Origin of the sequence: Flavobacterium sp. T12S277 (genome assembly GCF_048514875.1) — a bacterium.
Lineage (GTDB): Bacteria > Bacteroidota > Bacteroidia > Flavobacteriales > Flavobacteriaceae > Flavobacterium.
The window spans coordinates 1-23,833 of record NZ_JBLYEG010000019.1; the positions used below are offsets into that span (position 1 = coordinate 1).

The 23,833-nt window shown below is 35.2% G+C and carries 18 protein-coding genes; 14 read left to right on the forward strand and 4 right to left on the reverse strand.

From position 1 onward, the window contains the following. Positions 1–40 precede the first annotated feature (40 nt). Together ACN1CN_RS20505 and ACN1CN_RS20510 are read right to left on the reverse strand one after the other, a co-directional pair. On the reverse strand, positions 41–3,274 hold the full coding sequence (locus ACN1CN_RS20505) for a sugar-binding protein (protein WP_419137251.1): 3,234 nt from the start codon (positions 3,272–3,274) through the stop codon (positions 41–43). 207 nt (positions 3,275–3,481) lie between these two features. Next, a complete protein-coding gene (locus tag ACN1CN_RS20510) occupies positions 3,482–4,654 on the reverse strand; it encodes a hypothetical protein (protein WP_419137253.1) in 1,173 nt (390 codons plus the stop codon). 377 nt (positions 4,655–5,031) lie between these two features. Between ACN1CN_RS20510 and ACN1CN_RS20515 the strand changes: the two genes are divergently transcribed. The 7 genes from ACN1CN_RS20515 to ACN1CN_RS20545 all read left to right on the forward strand — a co-directional run bounded on the left by ACN1CN_RS20515 (position 5,032) and on the right by ACN1CN_RS20545 (position 10,926). After that, positions 5,032–5,385 carry a DUF6769 family protein gene (locus ACN1CN_RS20515; RefSeq protein WP_419137255.1) on the forward strand — a complete coding sequence of 118 codons (354 nt, stop codon included), beginning with the start codon at positions 5,032–5,034 and terminating at the stop codon, positions 5,383–5,385. Positions 5,386–5,545: 160 nt separating this feature from the next. Then, positions 5,546–5,926 carry a heavy-metal-associated domain-containing protein gene (locus tag ACN1CN_RS20520; protein WP_264524792.1) on the forward strand — a complete coding sequence of 127 codons (381 nt, stop codon included), beginning with the start codon at positions 5,546–5,548 and terminating at the stop codon, positions 5,924–5,926. Positions 5,927–5,990: 64 nt separating this feature from the next. Then, positions 5,991–6,479, forward strand: a complete 489-nt coding sequence (locus ACN1CN_RS20525; RefSeq protein ID WP_291286999.1) for a TlpA family protein disulfide reductase — start codon at positions 5,991–5,993, stop codon at positions 6,477–6,479. A gap of 1 nt (position 6,480) precedes the next feature. Further along, positions 6,481–7,002, forward strand: coding sequence for a heavy-metal-associated domain-containing protein (locus tag ACN1CN_RS20530; protein ID WP_419137258.1), 522 nt, complete (start codon positions 6,481–6,483; stop codon positions 7,000–7,002). A 2-nt stretch (positions 7,003–7,004) separates the two neighbouring features. Then, a complete protein-coding gene (locus ACN1CN_RS20535; RefSeq protein ID WP_264524795.1) occupies positions 7,005–7,811 on the forward strand; it encodes a hypothetical protein in 807 nt (268 codons plus the stop codon). Positions 7,812–7,859: 48 nt separating this feature from the next. Beyond that, positions 7,860–9,833 (forward strand): cytochrome c biogenesis protein CcdA, encoded by a 1,974-nt coding sequence (locus tag ACN1CN_RS20540; RefSeq protein WP_419137260.1) that lies wholly within the window; start codon positions 7,860–7,862, stop codon positions 9,831–9,833. A 346-nt stretch (positions 9,834–10,179) separates the two neighbouring features. After that, positions 10,180–10,926, forward strand: a complete 747-nt coding sequence (locus ACN1CN_RS20545) for a HesA/MoeB/ThiF family protein (protein ID WP_419137262.1) — start codon at positions 10,180–10,182, stop codon at positions 10,924–10,926. Positions 10,927–11,019: 93 nt separating this feature from the next. Here the strand turns inward: ACN1CN_RS20545 and ACN1CN_RS20550 are convergent, their stop codons facing one another. Then, positions 11,020–11,709: a hypothetical protein gene (locus ACN1CN_RS20550; protein ID WP_419137264.1), complete on the reverse strand. Its 690-nt coding sequence runs from the start codon at positions 11,707–11,709 to the stop codon at positions 11,020–11,022. Continuing rightward, positions 11,706–15,587: a M23 family metallopeptidase gene (locus tag ACN1CN_RS20555; RefSeq protein ID WP_419137266.1), complete on the reverse strand. Its 3,882-nt coding sequence runs from the start codon at positions 15,585–15,587 to the stop codon at positions 11,706–11,708. The genes ACN1CN_RS20550 and ACN1CN_RS20555 overlap by 4 nt, the downstream gene beginning before the upstream one ends. Positions 15,588–15,925: 338 nt before the next feature. Here ACN1CN_RS20555 and ACN1CN_RS20560 point away from each other — a divergent pair, with 338 nt between their 5' ends. The 7 genes from ACN1CN_RS20560 to ACN1CN_RS20590 all read left to right on the forward strand — a co-directional run bounded on the left by ACN1CN_RS20560 (position 15,926) and on the right by ACN1CN_RS20590 (position 23,832). After that, complete coding sequence (locus ACN1CN_RS20560) at positions 15,926–18,163, forward strand: hypothetical protein (protein WP_419137268.1); 2,238 nt, start codon at positions 15,926–15,928, stop codon at positions 18,161–18,163. A 20-nt stretch (positions 18,164–18,183) separates the two neighbouring features. Continuing rightward, entirely contained in the window at positions 18,184–18,375 is a 192-nt protein-coding gene (locus tag ACN1CN_RS20565) for a hypothetical protein (protein WP_419137270.1), read from the forward strand. 296 nt (positions 18,376–18,671) lie between these two features. Beyond that, the gene (locus tag ACN1CN_RS20570) at positions 18,672–20,876 is read left to right on the forward strand and encodes a hypothetical protein (RefSeq protein WP_419137272.1); all 2,205 of its coding nucleotides are present in this window, start codon (positions 18,672–18,674) and stop codon (positions 20,874–20,876) included. Between the two features lie 362 nt (positions 20,877–21,238). After that, the gene (locus ACN1CN_RS20575; protein WP_291287009.1) at positions 21,239–21,433 is read left to right on the forward strand and encodes a hypothetical protein; all 195 of its coding nucleotides are present in this window, start codon (positions 21,239–21,241) and stop codon (positions 21,431–21,433) included. A gap of 61 nt (positions 21,434–21,494) precedes the next feature. Further along, on the forward strand, positions 21,495–21,965 hold the full coding sequence (locus ACN1CN_RS20580) for a hypothetical protein (RefSeq protein ID WP_264524806.1): 471 nt from the start codon (positions 21,495–21,497) through the stop codon (positions 21,963–21,965). Between the two features lie 15 nt (positions 21,966–21,980). After that, positions 21,981–22,538, forward strand: a complete 558-nt coding sequence (locus tag ACN1CN_RS20585) for a DUF6046 domain-containing protein (protein ID WP_264524807.1) — start codon at positions 21,981–21,983, stop codon at positions 22,536–22,538. Then, a complete protein-coding gene (locus ACN1CN_RS20590) occupies positions 22,531–23,832 on the forward strand; it encodes a hypothetical protein (RefSeq protein WP_419137275.1) in 1,302 nt (433 codons plus the stop codon). The genes ACN1CN_RS20585 and ACN1CN_RS20590 overlap by 8 nt, the downstream gene beginning before the upstream one ends. The last annotated feature ends 1 nt before the right edge of the window (position 23,833 follow it).

Consider the following 23,833-nt stretch of genomic DNA (forward strand, 5'->3'; position numbering starts at 1 on the left):
CCAAAAGGAGTTTAATTGCTTTTTTCATGATGCTTCTGGTTTATTGTTTGTAATTGTATTGGTTTTCAGAAAGGACCTTATCATTTTTGTCTTTGACAAATTTGAGTCTTCCTAAACCGTCATAGGTATAGGTCATTTTATCGCCTTTAGGATCAGTGATAGTGCTTATTCCCACCAATGGAATATAAGTATAGGTAGTGATCATGGTATTGGGAAGTACAGAACGCAGGTTGTTTATAGCGGTCAAATTGCTTTCATTAACAGTGTTTAAATCAGAAACTGCTAAAGCAGTGGCTATTTGCGCGTTAGTGGCATTTTCGATCTTGGCAATGGGCTGGCTTTTATTATAACCCCAGATAATCGATACCGGAGCACCATTTTCTATAGTATATTGTGTGATGTTACCCTTAGCGTCATAATTATCATAACTGACTTTCTTTTCTAACTGATTTAAACCAGCATTAGAGTTAGGAAATTTAGCCCCATAAACAAAACCTGGAACCAATAGATTCCCCGCAGTCTTCGTGTATACTGTTTTTTGTTCTGATAATTTTGACGAGTTTCTATATGTTTCCGTTTTCAATGGAACATTAATCATGTTTTTAGTAATTAACTCAGAAACATAGGGTTCATTTGCAATTTCTGAATCTAACGGATAGTAATATTTCGTTGCAATTGCTTCTTGGTTTGAGGAATTCGTATTTTGTTCCGATAACTGGAAATGATTCGGATTCTTATATAAATAGTTTGTTACTGTACTTAACGGATTAAGTCCATTTACATCATATTGTATTTCCTCTTTAGATTTTAAATAATTCCAGTAAGAGCTGTTTTTGTATTCCGTTACACTAACATTAGGAAGTCCTAAATCAACAATTACTCCTAAAATATCATAATGCTTTCTGGTATTATATGATTTTGACTCTTTAAGCAATAGGTTATCGTACTGATTAGTTGTTGTGTTTACTATTTTATTATTAGCATTAAAATAAGTGACAGTTTCTGGCAAGCCATTAACCAAAAAACCGTAGTCTGTTGAAGAACCGGCTATCGGCAGCGCACCCCATATCTGATTAAAATTATTCAGATGAACTTTAAATTTATGTTCTTCACCTCCATTAATAAAAGTATCATTACCATTTGAAACTGTCACATACTGATAGTTAACGTTTGAATTTCCATTATCAAAAAGCGAAGCAATACTACCAGATGATATGTTTACAAATTTTCTTAAATAATAGGTCTCCACTGGTGTATGTGAAGTATATACATAACAAAGAGTATTATCCACTGTTCTATCAACATAAAGAGGCATTTTCCCCGGATTTCCAGAAGATTTTGTTAAATCACTTTTAGCCGCATAAAGATATCTTTTGTAAATTGGGGCTGAACCGCTATCGGAATAATCTTTGGTACTTTTTACCCGCATACCTCCGGTAACTATGTTCGTTTGGATGTCATAAGGAGCTGATGCCATATAATTTACATTAAGAGCCGCTGTCGTGCAGGATCGCTGTGGCATTTGCAGAGAGAAATTGCCTAATGTTATTGATATTACGTAAGTTTGATTAGGCTCAGCCAACAAAATAAATTCCTGTGGTTGTCCCGGGCTTAATTGTATGGCATTATTAAGGTTAAAAAGATCTCCACTATACAATCTAGTGTAAAAATCTACATAACTCCCTGTAGCCGTATTTCTGGCTCGCACCGTAGCTCTGGTTTTACCTGCATCACCATCAGGACATTCATACATATTGAATGCAACAGCCGCATTTATTTTAATTTCCTGCTTACTCAAACTGTTTACAACAATCTCTTTAGTCGATGCTCCTGAATTATCAATCGGGGCTTCTACTGTTGTTCTTTCGGGAACTATCGTCTTAGTTCCAAAATAATCATTGGGTTCATATTCAAATACCGTACTTCCTTTGGTAGGATAGATTACTTTATTCAGCATTCCTATTTTTGCAAAATCCGGATTCGGGTTTTTATCTGCTCCTCCGTACTCTATATTATCAAATTCTAAGCCCGTTTTATTTGGAATAAGTTTAGTATTGTTCTTCCCATTGTAATACCCCCAATGATCCTGACTAAAGGATAATCGAGCCGGAAAACTATTCTTGTCCAAATATTCAAATTGATAGTTTTTACCCGGATCATTATATTGAATCTTATCCAGAAAAACCCTATTGTTTGGTGTAGTCGAATAGCTAAACTTAACTTTTTCAATTGCATCAATAGTATTCTTTTTTATGACTATTTCGCTTATTTTTTTATTCCCACTGGTAACATCTGCACTATTATTTTCTAAATAATTGAAATTAATTTCTCCATTAACACTATTATTACTTGTAATCGACGTTATTACCTGCCCGCTAATATCGAGGCGATGATCAAAAATCGGGCTAAATGTTGGAGCATAAGTAAGTACAGAATTATTACAATCAAATTGTACATGCGGAAACTGCATTGTGAGAGTCTGTGATTTAGAGGTAATATAACTATCTCTTTTAGCCGCATAATTAAAGTAAACCTCATCTCCTTTTGGATGAACTATTTTAGTAATATACCATGCCGATGTAGCAATGATAGGAAATGGTCTTCCTCCCGGTTCTTTTGGCATAAATGTAGTTTCTTTATTGCCAAAAAAATATTTAACTCCATCCGGAGTCGTTATAACAAAGGTATACGATTCGGCGTCGGCCAATTTTTCTACTTTAACATTTTGAGCCGGCATCATGACCAATGAATTATCATGGTCATAAATAAATTTACCCGAATAACTTCCAAAATTAAAACTATACAAATCCGATTCACTATCAATTATATCGTTTTCTGCAATAAACTTAAAATAAGATTCTTTTTGAGCAGGAGTGAAGTTATCATTTGGCGGAACGAAATCCGTTTGTCTTTTTTCATCCGGTTCGTCTCTAATAATTCTTGAAATCACACCTCCAAAACTTAGATTCCAGCCTTGCCCAACATTCGACGATATTTCATCCACTTTTACACCATTATTACCATAAAATAAAGCAATGGGTACTTCTAAATTTGTTGTTTTATAGCTACACAATGGGATATTTAAATTAGCGGAGCCTGTAAGCATCCCAACAGGAACATTGCCATAATTCCCCAAATTATAAGCAATTGGCGAAGGCGGAATTATCTGCGGCAATAATTTTTGTGAATTATTTGTTACCTGGGCGGATAAATTATTGATAAAAAGGAATATGAAAGTATGAACTAATCCCTTCAATAGATATGTTTTTTTCATTTGATTTTTTTTATAAAAATTATTACCTCAAATCATTATTATTACTTTACGATCATAGGAAAGAAAATAATCTTCAATAATTTGGAAAAACTACAAACAAGCGATAGAATTTAATTTGATTAGGTCTGACCTTAACCAATTTTGCGGATACAATACCTAGGAGTACAGCACTAAATTTAATCGGGCAACCACTAAAACTAATTGTGATTACCTTTTTTGAACAGCTAAAGCTTTTACCTCAGCTTTTAATGCTTCCATTTCTTTGTTTTGCTGAATCAGATACAAAGTAAGTTCTTCAATTTTTTCTTGTTGAATTTTTACCATATCCCCAAGTTGCAGCCCTTTTTCAGTAACTTCTTTTGCAGAAGGAACGTTTTGTAAATGACCATTCTCTTTAATATACTTTTCCACTTCACTTAAACTAGGTAATTTATAGTCTTTCATAAAAACATAATCGGCCCAAGTAGTATATACTCTAACCTCCTCAGCTCTTATTTTTCCTTTTACCGAAAGTTTATAAGTGTCTGCTCCATCCGTAAAAACTGAAGTTCCAATGCCGATGTTGGAATCAGCAAAAACATCCCCTTCAAATTTTGAGGTACCTGCCTTAACCCAAAGCTTATGAGCAATTGGCCATGCCTGTTCCCCTCCTATAACAAAATGTGAATCAGCTTTTGGCATTTCTAAATAACTAAAATCTGTTCCATTATTTGAAGCTCTAAAAAAAACCTGTTGACTTGCATTATTTAGTTCTAAATCACTGTATCCATCAACCATTGCACTGATTTTTAGCCTATTCATATTTACCCTGTCGTCAATTCTCAACATAACTTGAGATTTAGAATTAATGTTAGATGATGGGATATCGAAGAATGTAAGTAATCTAGTTCCATTTTGTGCATCTCTGATAGAACCAACATTTAACATAATAGACTTCAAATAGGAATCTAAAACGCTTGTAAAAGACTGACCATCTGCAGGTCCTCCTTTAATATCCAATAATCCAAGAGGTGTAGTAGTTCCAATACCTAACTTGCCCATTGAAGTTATAGTATTTCCTTGTATCATACTATTAGAGGTAATAGAGCCTCCAGAAGTAATAGCTCCAACAGTAGTAATAGAATTTGCCTTGAAAATATTCCCACGTATATTCCCATTTACGTCCAGACTTTCAGATGGATTATTTGTTCCAATTCCAACATTTAAATTTGTGGTTGTAGCATTTGCATTAACAGCCGCTCCTCCGCCAGCCCCTACATATAAACCTAAAGTACCACCACCAACAGGACCATTACTCCCTTGCGTTCCTTTTACAACCTGTGCATTCATAGAAATTGCACCAACCAATAGAATTAAATAAGCGACATTCTTTTTTTTCATTTTTTTAATTTAAAAGATCCTTTAATACAGTACTTTGAATATTAGACAGCCCTAAAAGAGCATAACAATACAGTCTGATATTCTATAAATAATTTTTCGAAATTAACCTTTGTTTACTTACAAATGTTATCCTCTTCCAATACTATATTAACCAAATTATACTTATACTTTCTATGCTAAAAAAAATACCAGTCGGAACTAAAAAAATGATAAATCGATAAAAAATTATGATATCCCTCTGTCCTCAAATTCTAATTTAAAAAGCCCCGTAGCTTCATCTCAAAAAAGCAAATTCTCCAACCCTCCATTTTTTCTAAATTATTTACAAAAAAATTAACAAGCGAACCCGGCAAATAAAAATATCTTTGTCCTCAACTATGACAAAAAAGTTTTACATACTGCTATTCGTTACACTTGGTTTCCTAATGGGACCAACGTTTACTTATGCACATGGAACAAAAAAAGAAATGTCATGTTGTAAAAAAGAATCTACAGCGAAAGATTGCTGTAACAAAAAAGATTCTAAAGAGAAAGAGCATAACTGCAATAAAGGTTGTTTGGGCAATTCATGTACCCCAACCAGTAGCTGTGGTTTCTCGCCAATGGCCCTCTTTCAAACAGAAAACCACTCCATTTTTGGTTTTTCTGAAAAAAGACAAGTTTACTATTACTCAGAAATCTTTATTTCTTCAGATTTCCGTTCTATCTGGCTTCCACCTAAGATAAGCTAGATTTCTTTTCCTGACAGCCCTAGGTCTGTCTTATCCAAAGGGCTTTTTTAAAGTCCACATTCAAAACTATTTTTTAATCTCGATCTGTATCAGAAATAGCTGTATTTGCTATCGTTTCTGCTATGCTTTAGGATTAATTCATCCAAAAAAATTACATACAATGAACTCAATAACAAAATTATTGATGGTAATGTCGCTATTACTATCAGTTACTTTCGCCAGCGCTCAAATCAAAAATAAAACGACCGAAAAGGTAAAAATAAGTGGTAACTGCAGCATGTGCAAAAAAGTTATCGAAACTGCTGCAAACGTCAATAAAGAAGCAAAAGTAACCTGGAATGAAACCACCAAAATGGCTACTATTACTTATGATGCTCAGAAAACAAATCTTGATACCATTCTAAAACGTATCGCAGATGCCGGCTATGATAATGAAAAATTTACGGCTCCAAATACGGTTTATGACGAATTACACGGTTGTTGTCAATACGATAGAGAACCAAGTGATAAAAAACAAAACAATTCATCATCACATCATTAAAAACCAGTTTGTTCGTAATGCAGGCTTTTGAGCCTCATTATGGACAAATATTAAAAAAAATATCATGTTGAAAATAAAAAATATAATCACCTTATTCATGCTTATTGCAACTGTTTCTATAACAAATGCACAAATAAAAGTAGGAGATCATTTTCCGGATGTTCAGCTTCAAAACAATAAGAACACCGTAGTTAAACTAAACTCTTTTAAAGGCAAAACAGTTTTAGTAGACTTCTGGGCTTCGTGGTGCGCTCCTTGTCGATTGGCCAATAAAAATTTGGTTAAAATGTACAATCAATACAAAGGTCAAAATTTTGAAATCGTAGGAATATCAATAGACAACGACAAAACAAAATGGTTAAAGGCCATTGAAAAAGATAAAATGAAGCACCAGCAATTAATTGACCCAAAAGGTTTTGACGCCAAAACGGCCGTCACTTTTGGAGTTGATGCCCTGCCTTCTACTTTTCTTTTTGATGCATCAGGAAAACTGATTGCCATAAATCCAACAGAAGCTCAAATAATTGCTCAAATTAAAAAAAACAACAAATAAAATGAAAACCTTATATATAAAATTCATAGCCCTTACCTTCTTATTAGCAGGTGTAAAATCGTATTCTCAAATTACTAAAGCCGAAATAATGGCAACAGGACTAACCTGTTCTATGTGTTCAAACGCCATAAACAAACAATTAAAATCTTTTACAGAAGTAGATAGCATTGGGACTGATTTAAACACCAATACGTTTACCGTTTATTTCAAAAAAGACAATTCATTAGAACCAAAAGTATTGAAAAAAGCAGTTGAAAAAGCGGGGTTCTTTGTGGGTTCAATGGTTTTAACGGCAAAGTTTCATGTAGATAAAATTGAAGATAATACAACGCTGAAAGTCGATGACGCCACTTATACTTTTATCGATATTAAAAAACCTGTAGAACATGCAGAAGCCAAATACAGAGTTTTAGACAAAGGTTTTGTGACTCAAAAAGAGTATAAAAAGCTCCTTAAATCGTACTCAAAATATCCTGATTACGCTACAGAGAATGAGAATGATTATTATTTAAAAGCACTTTAAAAATGAAATATCTATCAATAATCTTCTTATTCCTTGTTTCTTACCAAATAGACGCACAAGAATTATTTGTAGTAACCGAACCCGCCAGTAATGCTCCGGCGGGTTCTATTGGGGTTCGTGTTGGACAATCTTTAATGGAAAAGAAACTTGAAAGCGGTTCCATGTACAATTTAACACCTGAAGTTACCTGGGGAGTAAATAAAAACTTAATGGTGCGTACCTCAGCTTTTTTAAGCAATCAGGATAACGGACTGGGGCTAAAAGGTGGTGGTTTTTATGCAAAATACAGATTCTTTTCTGTAGACGATTTACAAAGTCATTTCAGGATGGCTGCCTTTGGGCGATACAGTTACAATAACTCCTATTTTAATCAGGAAGCTATAGACTTAGCCAACGGAAATTCGGGTTACGAAGCCGGTTTGGTAGCCACTCAGTTAATTCATAAAGTAGCCCTAAGTTCTTCCGTAAGTTATGTACGTGCCTTAAACAATGCCGATTACAGTTTTCCGGATGCATTGGGTAAAAATGCGATAAACTACACCTTCTCTGTAGGTAAATTGATGCATCCTAAAAAATATACGAGTTACAAGCAAACAAACATCAATGCCATGTTGGAGTTTACCGGACAAACCATAACTGAAAATGGCAGATCGTACCTGGACGTAGTGCCTTCAATTCAGTTTATCATTAACAGTCAGGCCAGAATTGACCTTGCTTACAAAAAAGAATTGTACAGCTCTATGCAGCGTATGGCAACTGATGGTGTTTTCCTGAAATTGGAATATACTTTTTTCAATGTAACGAAGTAAATAAATCCTATCATCACCGGAACAAATCGTTCTGATTAAACCTATAAAATGAAGAAAATACTTTATCTATTATTCCTGTTTCTGGCTTTTGCCAAAGTACAGGCACAGATTATAAATCCTGTGAAATGGAAGGCTTCGATCGAGAAAAAATCCGATTCAGACTATCAGCTTTCTTTTAAAGGAACTATTGAAAAAGACTGGCATGTGTATTCACAATTCACTCCAGAAGATGGCCCCCTTCCGGCCGAATTCCTATTTCATGATAGTAAAAACAATTATAAACTTGTTGGAAAAGCAACTGAGAGCGAAACCAAGCGAGAGTTCAACGAAATCTTTGGCGTCGATGAAATCTTCTTTTCCGACAAAGCTGTTTTTACACAATTAATCAAACAAACCAATCCTGAAAAAGAAGTGATACAAGTGGAACTTTCTTATCAGGTTTGCAAAGAAAATTGCATCAGCGAAACGAAATACTTTGAGTTTAATCTCAAAACGCTTGAAGCAAAAGAAATACAGGCCGCGGATATTACAAACGAAAAAACGGTTAAAACAGCTGCAAATACTACAATAGAAAAGCAACCGGAATCTGAAAAATCGGATTCCAGTTTATATATGATATTCTTTATTGCATTCTTATCCGGTTTTGCCGCTTTGCTTACACCTTGTGTATTTCCGATGATTCCAATGACAGTAAGTTTCTTTACCAAACAAAGCAAAACCAAAGCCAAAGGAATTAAAAATGCCATTATTTACGGCATTTCGATTATCCTGATTTATGTGTTTCTAGGGACCGTAATTACATTAATTTTTGGTGCCGATGCTCTAAATGCATTATCGACCAATGTATGGTTTAATGTTATCTTTTTTGTGTTATTGGTCGTGTTTGCTTCCTCATTTTTAGGCGCTTTCGAAATCATGTTACCCAACTCGTGGGCCAATAAAGTCGATCGTCAGGCGGATAAAGGAGGAATCATAGGTATTGTGTTTATGGCACTGGCTTTGGCAATCGTTTCCTTTTCCTGCACAGGACCAATTATTGGAACTTTATTGGTTGAAGCAGCTTCTAAAGGCGGAATCGCACCCATCGTGGGAATGTTAGGTTTTTCATCTGCGTTAGCGTTACCATTTATGCTGTTTGCCATGTTCCCGGGCTGGTTAAATACGTTGCCAAAATCAGGTGGCTGGCTCAATACTGTAAAAGTGTTTTTGGGTTTTATCGAATTGGCTTTGGCATTTAAATTCTTATCCAATGCCGATTTAGTATTACAGCTACATTGGTTTGAAAGAGAAATTTTCTTAGCCATTTGGATCGCAATATTTGGAACTCTGGCGTTTTATTTATTCGGAAAAATAACCTTGCCACACGATTCTCCAACATCATCGATTTCGGTAGGCCGCTTAGGAGTTGGATTAATCGTATTGACATTTACAATTTATTTGATTCCGGGATTGTGGGGTGCTCCTTTAAAACTAATTAGCGGCTTCCCTCCTCCAATGACGTACAGTGAATCTCCGTACGGTGTAGGCGGCTCTAACAAAAATACTGCTTCCTCTGCGAAAGCTTTACCAGACGGAGCGCACAAAGGCCCGCATGACATCACAGCTTTCACGGATTATGAAAAAGGACTGGCCTACGCCAAAAGTGTAAACAAACCTATTCTTTTGGATTTTACAGGATTTGCCTGTGTGAATTGCCGAAAAATTGAAGATTATGTATGGTCGGATCCTCGTATTTTGTCCATCTTAAACAATGAAGTGGTCTTAATTTCTTTATATGTCGACGACAAAAGAGAATTACCACTGGAAGAACAGTATGTCTCAAAAGAAACCGGCAAGAAAATAAAATCCATTGGAAATAAATGGAGTGATTTTCAGATTACCCGTTACAAAGCAAATGCTCAGCCTTATTATATTTTATTAGACACTAATGAGCAAAGCCTGAGCAAACCTACAGGATATACCCCTGAAATCACCGAATACGAGCAATGGCTGAAATCCGGTATTGCAAAGTTTCAAAAATAAGAGTACCATTTTTTTTCATTTGTGCATTTTTAAACGTTGTGCACAATCGTGGTTTGGTTAAAGCCACAAAAAAGGGAGATATTTAGGTATCTCCTTTTTTTATTATACCTCATCAAACTCCGAAACAGAAATTTAACTACAATTTCTCTCATAGAGTCGTAGTGTACGAACACATTTTAAAACGATGGTTTTTAATTATTTGTATTTCGATATTAATATTATTTTCGATAATTTAGTCGCTGATAGAGATTGAAAAACTAACAGTTCTGATAAATCCCGAGGATTCCTGTTCCCCCTTTTTATCTCTATCAAAAAGACAAATTTTTAACACTTCTAAAAAATAAATATGGAACAAAGGCATATCAGAAATAGACTTTATATTAGCCCGGAAGAACAGGAATTAATAAAAAACACTCCGATACTATTAGGCGGAGCAGGAATCGGAAGTGCTATAGCCGAATGTCTATTGCGATTAGGTTTTGAAACCATGACGATAATCGATGGGGATGTTGTCGAATTATCCAATTTAAATCGACAAAATTATACCGAAAATAATATTGCACAACCCAAAGTAGAGGCGCTTAAAGAAAGACTATTGGCCATCAATAGCCAGGCAAAAATCACGATCCACAATTGCTTTTTAACTCCCGAGAATGTTGAAAATTACATAACCGATCATAAAATTGCGATCAACGCTCTGGACTTTACTTCGGATGTTCCGCTTATCTTCGACTCGATTTGTCAGAAGAAAAACATTCCGATTTTGCATCCCTACAACCTGGGATGGGGCGCATTGGTATTAGTCATTTCAGAGGAGGAAGGCCTTGAAGTTTTAAAAAAGCCCAATGAAAAATTTAGTGAAGTCAATGTGGTCGACTATGTTTTAGAATACATGAGATACTGGGAAAACCCACAAAAATGGCTCGAAGAAATTCTGGACAAATACAAAAAGGAAAACAAAAATCTGTCCCCTCCCCAACTCCCTATTGCATCGTGGCTGGTAGCGGGAATGTGCACCCAAATTGCATTTGACATCGCTACCAACACCCCTGTAAAAACATTTCCGGAGTTTTATTTGACGAGTCTTAAGTAAAAGATCATAAGGTTTTTCTCTTTATTTATAAGTAAAACTGCTTTTCAATATATGTAAAAAAACAAAAGCTACCTTAAACCGGTAGCTTGTATCTTAATTAATTTTCTGTTTAATTTCACTAATGCTCATAAACTTGCAACTTCCTATTTTTTCTTCTATAATATCTAAATCACTTTTATCACTACTAAAATAGATGATAGGAAGATTCTTTTGATTTACGCTCATCTTTTTCTCTTCATAATCCGGAATATTGTTTTCAATCGTTGTTAGAAGTTTTTTATCTTTCAGAATAATATCATCTATATCTCCAGAAAACCCCCAATATTTGTTATTCTCTTTAAGTATGAGTGGATCAAAATTAAAAATAACTTTAGAATTGAAACTATTCTTATCAACATTGTAAAATGCACAATCAATATCCCCTTCTTCTGTTATAATTTTCAACATTTCTAATTCTGGATCTTCGTCGATATTTACAAACCACTTTTTATTAGATTCAGAATAAAATTTATTTATCTGTTTAATTTCTTCATTACTCGAAAACCAATACTCGTTATATTCTCCTTTTTTTTCATCTAAGGTTAAACAGATAAAAATAGTCAAATCATTATTCAAGTTTACTTTTTCAGTCTTTACAATTTTTAAGTTTTTAGGAATTTTATTCTTGAGACTTTCCGAGGCTTCATTTTTTTCAGGTTCTAATAAGCTTTTTTCTTTTGAGCATGAAACCCACATAAAAGAAACCAAAATTAAACAAAAGCTACTCTTTATTATATTCATCATATTTGTTTTTCTTTTTTGGGATCTAAAACTACAAATAATTCTTTAATTTCTTCTAGAGGATTAACTCTTCCCCTAAATTCCTTTGATTTATCGCCCCATTCCTTTAAAGGTCTTACTTCAAAATGCAAATGTGTTTTTTCTGATGTTAAACTTTCAGCATTTCCTGATTGGCCTGTATGTCCAATAACTTCGCCCGCTTTTACCCAAGATTTATCTGCAATAAACTTGCTCTTTTCTCTTAAATGAGAATAAGCAAAATAATACAATTTCGATTCATAATAACCTTTAAGGACAACCGTATTTCCATAACCTCCTGCTGTGCTGTTGAACACAATTAAACCATCTACACAAGCATGAACCGGAGTCCCAACAGACGCATATAAATCAATCCCTTCATGTTTTCCTTTATCTCTTTTTGGAATTATTCCAAATTTACTATCATTTGGTCTCCAAGTACTATACCATCCCCGTAATTCCATTCGATCTAGGGGATTTCTCCAAATATTTCTACCATATTCCCCATTGCGTAAACTTTCGTAATATTCAGTAATTAATTCTTTGATCTGTATTCCATTTTTTGTTTTATCAACATCTAAACTATCATTTTCACCATAATCTGTTGTTCCTAATTCATATATTGTTTTATTTAATTCTAATCCCACATATGCAGGGGCAAAAACAGCCATGTAAATATCCTCAGGTATTCTAGGCAACGTTCTTACTTTTTTCATATAATCTTCAACTTTAACCAATTGCTCAAGCTGGTTCATATTAGCATACTTAACTTTTAATTCATTAAGCACATCAAGTCCTCCACCTGTATATTCTCCCATACTTTTAAGTGCGTCCTGTGTAAATTGAACTAGTCCAACTGCTCTTGAATATTTTTTCCCTTTTATGTATTTATCAAACGAATTTTTAGTTATCTTCTCTTTAGGAATTAATGCTTTACCTTCTATCTGATTCGGAGCAAAAGTCCCGGCAGTTTCCCTATACATTACAGCCATTAAACCATTTGCCATTTCTATTGTATTTTTTGGCCAAAGTCTTTCACAAATTTCAACAACTTTAACTCTAAACTCCTTACTCACTTTGGCTCCCCAAATTAATTGCGGGTTTTTTCTATCAAATTTCTCTTTTAAAAAATCCGCCACAACCATATTCAATCCTTTATAACCTACATGCATCGTAGAATATCCTTCAATACCTACGTAGTAACTCATTTTTTCTCCAATCTTTGTTCCTTTACGACGGGTTATTTTAAAAGTTCCAGATGCATTGCCCTCTGAATCTATTTTTGCCTTACTTCTAAAAATGGGTTCTTCACCCACTCTATGAGCAGTTAGTACAATGTCTTTTCCGATCATGTTTTGCGTTTTAGCAACAATGGTCACATATTCACCATCATAGCTAAGAGGAATCTCATCCTGTGCTGTCACCCTTTTACCATCATGTTGAAAATAGACAGCTGTTATTTTTTCACCCATCGCAACATTTAAAACCGCAGCTGTATTAACACTGGCATTTTTCTTAAATGGATACAACTTGTCATTTTGTATGCCCATTAATTTAAAACTAATTTTAGCTGTTTTTCCTTCCTGAACTCCAAAACGTCTCTGAAAAGTGCCATCAAAAGTTATAATTTTTTTTATTTCACCACTTTCATTTGTTGTCGTATCGTTATAATAATAAGGTTCTTTGCTGCCGTTTAAGTAAAAATTAATTCTTACTTTTTGATTGTCATATCCCGGAATGCTCGCTTTTACATGATTTATCTCTCCCGAAAAACCGGAAATTTTCTTTTTGTCACCATTGCTATAGGCCCAATACGCCTCGGTTACCTGCGGACGCTCTACTTGCATTTTGAAAGTAGCTTTCGCATCGACGCCTTTTGCTATGTCGCTAAAGGCTTCTACTGTGTAGTGGCCTTCTTTATCGGGCACAGATATCGCAAAAGATTCCCATTTTTGAAGGTACTTCCTTTTTGGAGTATCTTTTTCAGTATACCAAATATCTCCTGACGTCAAATACGGATTATTATTAGAATCATAAACGATCCATTTTACATCTTGTCTTTCTTCGTCGGTGGCAGGATTGATTTTAAAGGTTTTGGCTTCCAAGGTAAAAGGCTTAAATGAGCCACCCGATAAAAACAAATTTTTGTTTGACTCTCCCATAATTGGACCAATACCGGTAACTTCATTTTTAATTGCCGAAATTTCAAACTCCTGTGCCAACGCATATTGATCCTTACTGATTACTTTGATCTTATAAGTTCCTAAATCAGGCATCACCAGTTTAATACTGCCTGTTGAATCCAGTTCTTTTTCATCTGAAATTGTGGTTCCTTTATTGGCTGTTTTAACCTCTATTTGATAGTAAAATTGTAATGGATTTAATGTTTTTATCTTAGGATATTTCAAGGCTGTCTTAAATAAAACCTCTTTGGCTGAAGGCCTAACCAATTTTCCTTTAACTATAGAAGGAGGTGTAATTACAATCTCCTGAGCCACTATTTTTACTTCTACAAAAGCGAATGACTTCTTGCTTTTCTTATTGTTTGCCCCATACTCATCCCCATAGGCTTCAATTTTATAAGTCCCTTCTGTATCAAAATTATAACTAAAGGATGTTCCTTCATCTTCAAAAATAGTTTCTTCGTCTTTTTTTCCTTTTCTCGACTTGTAAACAATCCAATTAATATCTTCGTTTTTATATCCATTTTGAACGATCAGGGTTTCGTCAAGGAAAAACTCCAAACTTTCTCCTACGATAAAGGAAGAAGCATTTGTATTTTTTATTTTGACTGCTCCTCTTTTTACCGCGTTTCCACGAAGATCTTCATTGTTTATTTCTTTCAAAAACACATAAACAGCCTCTTTTCCAATGTCGGCATAAAGTCGGTCTGCTCTTAAATTAGGATAAATTTTGGTTTTGGTTGTTATCGTAATTGTACCAGGTAAATCGTCCAATCCCTCTACTTCTCTTAACAATAAAAACAGCTCATTGTATTGCTCGAAAAGATTTGCGATATTGGTTGTGTCCTTTTTTAATTGGTCTCTGATCATTTCCCAGCGTTCCTTCTTTGCTTCAGAAATCTGGCCTTGCAGTATGTTGGCATTGATGGCTTTAATCATTTTTTCGCGAACGATTTCCCAATTAAAATTTTGGATTGCTGTTGCTGAATTTGATTGTTTTAGAGCTGCATACATTTCTGTAAATAAGGCATCATTTGGTTTACCGTCAAAATCTTTAGCCGTATATCCTTCAGTAAACGCTTTAGAAATTTTGGTCCAATATTCTATTGCTGCCCTGTCATTTGCAGTATTAGCCAGATCTAATTTCTTTTTAATTGCTGCTTTAACAACCTCTGTAGGGGGTTCATTGCTATTCGTTTGAGGCACTTTCAGGGTTTCTTGGCTCTCTAGCCCTGTATAAGTCTGAGTTGTTATACTGCTACTCCAATTTAGGGTACCGTTTTCTGTTTCCGAAACCGGAGAAGTAGTGTTGGCTGATAAGACAGAATTCATTTTCGTTCTGTCAAAAGTATCAGCAACGCCTTCTCCGATTGGAACGCTGGAAGATAATCCCGATTTCTCCTGAACCGAAGAAGTAGTGCCATCCAATACCTTTTGTTTTCTGCTTTGTTTCGCATTGGTATTGGCAGCGCCTTCTTCGACTGGGGTAACAGAATTGTTTATGACAGCTTTAAGGTCTTTTTGCTCCTGCCATATTTGTTCTATATCCTTTTGCTGACTCATTTCTTTTGAAACTTTAGCCAGCTCTTTTATCATAACATTAGTTAAATCTTCGGCACTTTTTATATCAGCACTGTCTTGTATTAAAATATTGAAATTGTGAATTACATTTTTACTCATCGGTAGCTATTTTTCTGAGTGTAAAAGTAGTTCCATAGTTTGTCTTTTAAAAACTTCAAACCGCTTGTATTCAGTAGTTTCAGCAAGTTATCATTCTACTGAAACTACTGAATAGGGAGCTGTTTTTTTTCTTTTTTTAGCATTCTTCTGTTCTACTTTTACACCCTCAAAAAATCAAATAGCTTTATTTTCTCATAGGCATTCGAGACTTTAAAATTTACCCACAATCCTATTAAACATTATTTAAAAGCATGGAAAAAAGACCTAAAATACCTGACAAGATTTATTTAAAAAACTTCTTCAATAAATCTTACTTACATCATTAAAAAGGAAAAAATATGGCTCTACAAACATTAAACACTATTAAAAGCTGGTTCAAAACTGGTTTGAAACCAACACAAACGCAATTCTGGGACACTTGGGATTCCTTCCGTCACAAATTTGAAAAAGTTCCTGTAAAAGAGATTGAAGGAATTGATGAATTGCTTTTTTCTAAAGCAGATAAAACAGTTTTAAATGATCATTTAGCTGATGAAAATGCACATGCCTCACAAGGATTAAAATCAGTGTTGGATACCAATCCTATTGCTGCTTACCCTACCGATTCTCATGGGTACAGTAATGCAACTATAATGGGAAACTACGGTAACTATAAGTATAATAATATTACGGTAGGAAGTGAATCAGACAGCAGTGCCTTATTTCAATTAACAAATCAAATATCACTTAACTGTAGAGTATTAGAAACCGGAGACGAGGGTAACATATCCATTTTTAGAGGTGATATTTCATTAAACAAATATAAAAATGGAAAAAGTACCATAATAAAAATAGCTGACCCCCTATCCAGTAATTTGTTTGAATTTCCTGCAAAACCAGAAAGATTTAATAATAATACTTATACAATGGCCACTACGGACGATTTTAAAACCATTAATGGAGAATCTATCGTTGGAGAAGGAGATATTCTTTTAAGTGGCGAAATCCAAGAGGCTCCTATTAACGGAAATCAATATGGCAGGCAAAACGGGGAATGGACTGAAATAACAAGTAAGAATGAATCTTATAATTTACAACAAATACTAGATACAGGAAATACTGCTACTATTGGAAGTTCAAAAACTAATTTAATGCAGTCTATTAAAGGTGATATTGAGACTACTTTTCAAAATATAAATGGCAATAATTCTGCTGATCTAACCATTAACTCCTTTGGATTAGCTTCTATACATGCTGTATCATCTAAAACAACTACAGGTTTAGAGCTTAATGCAAACGATGCTTCTACAAACAAGATCCAATTATATCTAAGAGATTCTGAATTAGCAGGAAGTACCACTGTTATAATGGATAGTATCACTAATGAAGGTCATTCTGTTATTAAAATTCCACAAAAAGTAGGTGAGCACACTGTTGCTCTTCTTGATGATGTAAACTCTCCCGTTTCGTCGACAAAAGTCGGGATTGTTAATAACACTTCGCTTCAGGAACTTGGAGGGGCTGACAAACTTATAAATGGAGTAAGAGTAGGAAAAGGACTTGGGACTGCAGCAGAGAATATTGTACTTGGTAGTGCTCTTACAGGCAGCTCATTTACAACAGGTGATTGCAACACCGCCATTGGATACGATTCGATGATAGCTAATACAACAGGAGAAAACAATTCGGCATTTGGAGAATGGGCCTTACGCAGTAATATAACGGGAAATAATAATACGGCTGTTGGCGTAAATGCACTGAATGCAAATACAACTGCTGATTATAATACCGCACTGGGAGTAAGTGCTTTATCAAAAAATATAAATGGTCATCAGAATGTGGCTATTGGTGCCAGTTCACTGCGTAATAATGTATCAGGAAACAATAATGTAGCCATTGGCACAAGTGCTATGTTTAATACCGTTGGAAATTTAAATTCTAATGTATATGGCGCCTTATGTGTCGCAATTGGCGCAGGTGCAATGTATTCGAATACAACGGGGAATGCTGTGGCTGTGGGGGCAAACACTTTATTTAATCAAACAACCGGAACATATAATATTGGAATAGGTGATCAGGCCGGAAGTGGTATAACGACCGGAAGTGGTAATACCATAATTGCGGGGACTGGATTTATATTGCGTGGTGGCGGTATCACAACAGGTTCAAATAATATGATTCTCGCACCAAACAGTGGTAATACTACTGGTATAACGACAGGAAGTGGCAATGTGGTTTTAGGAAAAGTAACAGGCCTTTTAGCTAACGCCTCAAATACAATCACTATAGCTGATGGAGTTGGAAACATTGCTTTAACCAAAGACACTACTGGCGAAATTAAAGCACCAAATTTGAATAAGACATTAATAGTTTCAGGAGGTGCAAAAAGTTTGATTAATAAAGAATACTTAGAACTTACAACATCTGTTGAAAATGCAACTACAGCTGCTTTGACGGTTACGAATCTAAATACAACTTATCCAAATGCGATGGCTGGTTTTCGAGTGGTATGTACTGCCATTTCAGGTGGAGGGTTGATTTATGAAAAAACAGCTACTAGATGGATTCAATACTCAGTTACAACAGTTGCACCTTAAAAACAATACTATAAAATTCTATGAATAAATCAAAAATCGCAGTAATTGCAAGCCTATTAATCGTTTTAACGGGTTTCATTGACACTAAATTTGACCTTTTACAAGACGCAGGATTGACCGAAATAGCTATTAATAGAATCAAACTGATCGGATTAGTTTTATCTGCGTCATTGCCAAGTATTTCAAACTTGTTTTCAAATAAAAAAGCATAAAAATTCTGTTGTCCTCAAAAAACAAACTAGAGCATTTATTATTAAAATGAGACAGTCAAGATTATTCAATAATCCTGGAGCGCTTTTGGGTAATGAATACTAAAAGAAACTCGTTGTCTTATTGTAGTTACAAGCTCACATCTTTCTCTAAGCACAATATTTTCTGTTGAAACTACCCAAAAGCATCTGTTCTGTTTTTTCATTCCTAAATAATCCTAGTACTCTCTTGGTCCCACAATGAGAGATTAATATTCTAAACATCTGTAATCTAACTTCACAATCCATCCAAACATATTATGGCAACAAATATCAATACCATTCTAAGCTGGTTCAAAACTGGCGAAAAACCAACTCAAAAACAATTTTGGGATTCCTGGCAAAGCTTTTGGCATAAAGACGAGCAAATTCCGCAAAACAGCGTAGCCAATCTGAAAAATACATTGGATACCAAGGCAGATCAATTGCAATTTGAAGCTCACAAAATTGACAGAAACGCTCATAATGCATTGTTTTCAGCTAAAGAAGACAAGAGTCAAAAAGGTGTTGCCGAAGGTTATGCCCCATTAAACAATTTTGCAAAATTAGCCAGCCAATATCTAGATATTGTAAATGATTTGGTAACAGGTGGCTCTTCTTCGCTTTTAAGTGCCGAACAGGGTAAGATTCTAAAGAATCAAATTAACAGCATCAACCTTTTATTGACTTCAGATAATACCAATCTTGATACCGTTCAAAAAATTGTCGATGCCATCGAAACTGTTCAGCATTCACTAAATACTATTCTGGTAAACGATTTAACTACCGGTGGTGCGGATAAAGCATTGACAGCCGAGATGGGGAAATCATTGCAATCCAACAAAGTAGATAAATCTTCCGGAAAAAGTTTGCTTTCAGATAGCGAAATAACCCGTCTGGCAACACTCTCCAACTATATACATCCTGCCAATCATTCGCCGGAAATTATTGTTCAGAATTCTCAGAATAGATTTGTAACTGACACAGAAAAAGCAATATGGAATGCAAAACAAGCTGCGTTGAATTTCACCCCTGAAAATACAATTCATAAAAATACCGCAAACGGATATGCAGGTCTTGGAGCTGACGGAAAATTAATTTCTTCTCAACTTCCTTCTATTACCGTAAACAACACCTTTGTAATTGATTCAGAAACCAAAATGCTTGCTTTGGCAGTTGAAACCGGAGATGTAGCCGTTAGATCTGATATCAATAAATCGTTTATTTTAAAAGGCACCAACCCCTTACTAATAGGAGATTGGCAGGAATTACTAACTCCAACCAGTGATGTAACAACCGTTTTTGGACGTAATGGAGCCATTACCGCTCAAACAGGAGATTATACGGCAGATCAGATTCTGGAAACCCAAACCAAAAAATTTCAATCTGCAAAGCAACAAGCTTTTAACGATGCTACTTCGAGTATTCAAACACAATTAGATGCAAAAATATCAAACGCGACACATACAGGTGATGCTATTGGAACAACATCGTTGACTGTGAAAGGAATTAACGGAAAGTTACTTTCAGAATTACCCACTGGTATTTTAAAAAATACTACTTCTACAGGAGTTCCAGTCATCGCAACCGTAAGAACAGATTATGCCGAGCCTACCACAGCACTTGCAACCGGAATCCTGAAAAACACTACCTCTACCGGAGCACATACTATTGCAACAGCAAGTGATTTTCCTATATTAAACCAAGATACAACCGGAACAGCAAGTAATTCGATAAACCTTGCAGGACAACCGTTTTCCTATTTTGCCCCTGTTAACTCTCCTGTATTTTTAGGAATTCCAAAAGCACCAACTGCTGCACCCGGGACATATACAGACCAATTAGCCACTACAAGTTTTGTAACATCAGCTCTTTCAGTACTTAACAATTTTATCGATAAAAATTCAGTTCAAACTATACCCGGGCCAAAAACTTTTACCAATACCATCTTTACTAACGGTATATTTAACCAATTTTCATCGACAGCGGCTTTTAGCTCCAATACACCTGGAAGTGTACAAATCCATAATTCATTAGATGGAGGTGCCTATATGGAATTTGGAAGTTTTTTTGCAACAGAAAGATCCTACAGAATAGGTGTCGATACAGATGGTAAATTTAAAATTGGATACATGAATAGTGTACCTAACTTTATTTATAGCAAAGCTAATGGTAATTTACAGATTTCCTCACTGACTTCCACAACTCTAACGGGCGGTAATAATACTGATGGCTATCTTCCATTGGCATCAACTGGGGGGCTTCTCAAAAACTCGGCTGTTTTTCAAAAAGCAAATAATATTGGAATTGGTGTTGCAGCACCTACTGCACCACTACATGTTTTGGGAGGAATAAGAACCGAAACAGTAGCTCCAATACAAGGAACCACGGCGGGAAGTGCCGGAGAAATTCGGGCAGTCGCCGGATTTATTTATGTATGTTCCGGAGGAACGGTATGGACCCGAGCAGCATTAACCACTTTCTAAACAAAACAAAAATAGTTCCCAAACCGCCGTAAACTTTAAGTTTATGGCGGTTTGGGAACTATTTTTGAATAAAAACACAGCCAGTCTAAAGGTAAAGAAGGATTAAAAAAAATGCACCATAATCCACTAAAAACAAACACCTTAACCACAAATCCTTTCTACTGAAACTACTGAAAACAGCACTCGTATTTTTCTTTTTTCAGTTCCTTATACCTTACTTTTACAGCTGCTAATAAACTCTATTGGCATTCTCAAACCGCCATAATAGTACAGCTTACTTTTAGGAATCTCCTAAAGGGAACTACCTCATCTATAGCGATCATCGTTAACAGCAATACCAACAATTAAAAATCAAACCCATCATGGATTTCACACCCAAAGATTTAGGAGAAACACCTTCGGCACCAGACATGAGCAATTTTAAAAACCCTTTGGGGCAGCAACCCGAGGGCAACATTATTATTGGAAATTTTACAATTAGCCCCTTAATGCAGTCACAAAAAAGTGAAAGCCTGGCCGAAGTCCTAAAAAAAGAAAGTACGGACAGCTCGATCTAAGATCAAAAAACTGCCCTTTTTTCTGCATTACCTCAAACAACAAATTCCTTAAAACAAAAAAATGTTAGACGAAAAAGCAATAGAAAAACTAAAAGAAAAATACGGTAACGTATTAAAACTTACTTCTGATGATCAATCAACAACCGCTTACTGTAAAAAACCATCTTTTACCACATTTCTGAATTATCAAAAACGCTACAAGGACAATCCGCATGAAGCGATTTTGTTTCTGTTTCAGGAATGTGTGCTTGAAAAAGAAAATTATGAGGACGAATTTATGCTTTCAGCAGGAAATTCTATGATTCAAATGATCCAAAAAGACAGCGAATTTACCATAAATGCGACACCTCAACAAGATGAATTCAAGAAGTCGGCAGCTCTGATTCGTCAGGCTTTTCAGGTAGATCCTTATCAATTACCAATGGATGAGTTTTACAAATTAATCGAAGAAGCACTTTGGCTGCAAAAGCACAACGAAACCAGACTGGAAAACACCTTCATCACCGCCTTTGCTAAAACATTTTCAAACTAAAAACTAAAAACAATCATGAAATTCAATTTTAATGTAAACGAAATTTTAGATACCAACGACATTGAATATACTGGTATTAACTATAACGAATCGGAATCGAAAGATTTTATTATCGATAAAACCGGAGGTGAATTTAACCTGAGAATTTTTGCTCCATTAATTTTTGAACCTCTGGTAAAAAACGATCTTAATCTGCCGAGTCTCCGCATAGACGCTGTTACCGTCAATTTAAATCGTTCAAAAGTCATCAAAAAAGAAGGAATAGAAGGCAGAGACTCCACCATTAAAGAACACATCACCAATGGAGATTTTAGCATTTCGATTGAAGGATTAATTGCCAATGAAAGTGGTGATGAATATCCGAAAGAGAAACTTTTCTTGTTGAAACAATTTCTGAATGCTCCTTATGCTTTAAGAGTAACCCACGCGATCTTAAACCGATTTGGTATTTATGAACTTGTAATCGACTCCTACTCTATTCCCTCTATTTCCGGAACAAAAAACATTCAAAAATTTACCGCCAGCGCCACATCAGACGAAACTGTAGAACTAATAATCAGAGACAATGCTTAAACTAAACGCCAGAATCAAAGTTTATGAAACGGTTAGGCTCATCCCTACTCCAAAGTTTTATGAATTTACGTATGTGAAAAACGTAGAAATCAACAGTTCGTATAAATCTCTTACGGATACTGCCACGATTGTTATGCCTCAAAAAGTCTATACCGACACGAAAGGATTTGACCAGAACTTATTTGCAAATGCCAGCGGCGAACAAAAAACAATTCATGATTTTTTTAAGCTTGAGAATTTTATCGAAATATTTTTAGGCTATGACGGAGATTACAAACCGGCTTTCAGAGGTTACATTACGGGAGTACAATCAGATACCAATGCTACCATAACCTGTGAAGATTTAATGTACGCCTTTAAAAAAATAAAAGCGGTAAAAGATGATACGGTTCAGGATAAAAACGATACTCTGAACGTGGTGGCTACAAATCCGACAACAAATGTCGAAAAATTTAATCCGAAAACTTTCTTTGAAAAAAGAATCAGAGAACTAAATCTTCCTTTAAAGATCAATGCTCTTGACGAAGATTTAGGAAATCTCATGATCAACAGAGGTCAGACTTTGGCTCAAGTTTTTGAAATGCTCAAAGACAAAGGAATCTATACCTATTTTAAAACCGAAAACCTGGTTCCTGTACTTACTATTACCAATAATCCGCAACAACATACTGCTGCAGAATTAGCCGGTTTTATTGATCGAAATTTTATTAAAAGCCCATTGGCCGGAGCACTTGCAAAAAAATTAATCAATCAAGGACTTAGTCTTTTAAGTTCGAAGTTAAATAAAATTGCTCAGTCAGTTTCAGGCGGTTTTTTAGGAAAAGCAAGTTTTAGATTTCGCTATAATATCATCGAAGATAAACTGGTCGTTGTAAAAGAATCGACAAAAAATACCCGCACACGAGTAGAAAAATACTTCAAAAATTCGAACACTCCAATTTACATCGAATTAGGTGACCCGAATGGGCAATTAGTAAAAACTCACGTATTGCATAGCGACAATGAAAATCTTCCTAATGATGCTGCCGGTTTCAAACAAACAGCTACAAAAGTTGCTTCAGAGTTGTATCAGTATGCTGCTTTAAGAGCAATGGAATCAAAACCCAGTGGATTTGAAGGTTCCTTTCTCACATTTGGAGAACCTTTTGTGCGGCCAACGGACAAAGTAATTCTTGAAAATGCCAAGGATAAAGAAAAAAACGGAACCTTTCAGGTCGAAAAAGTTGAACGCATTTATGGCGAAAACGGCTACAGACAAAGGATTTACATTGGAAGAAGAGTAGAAGCAATTTAAA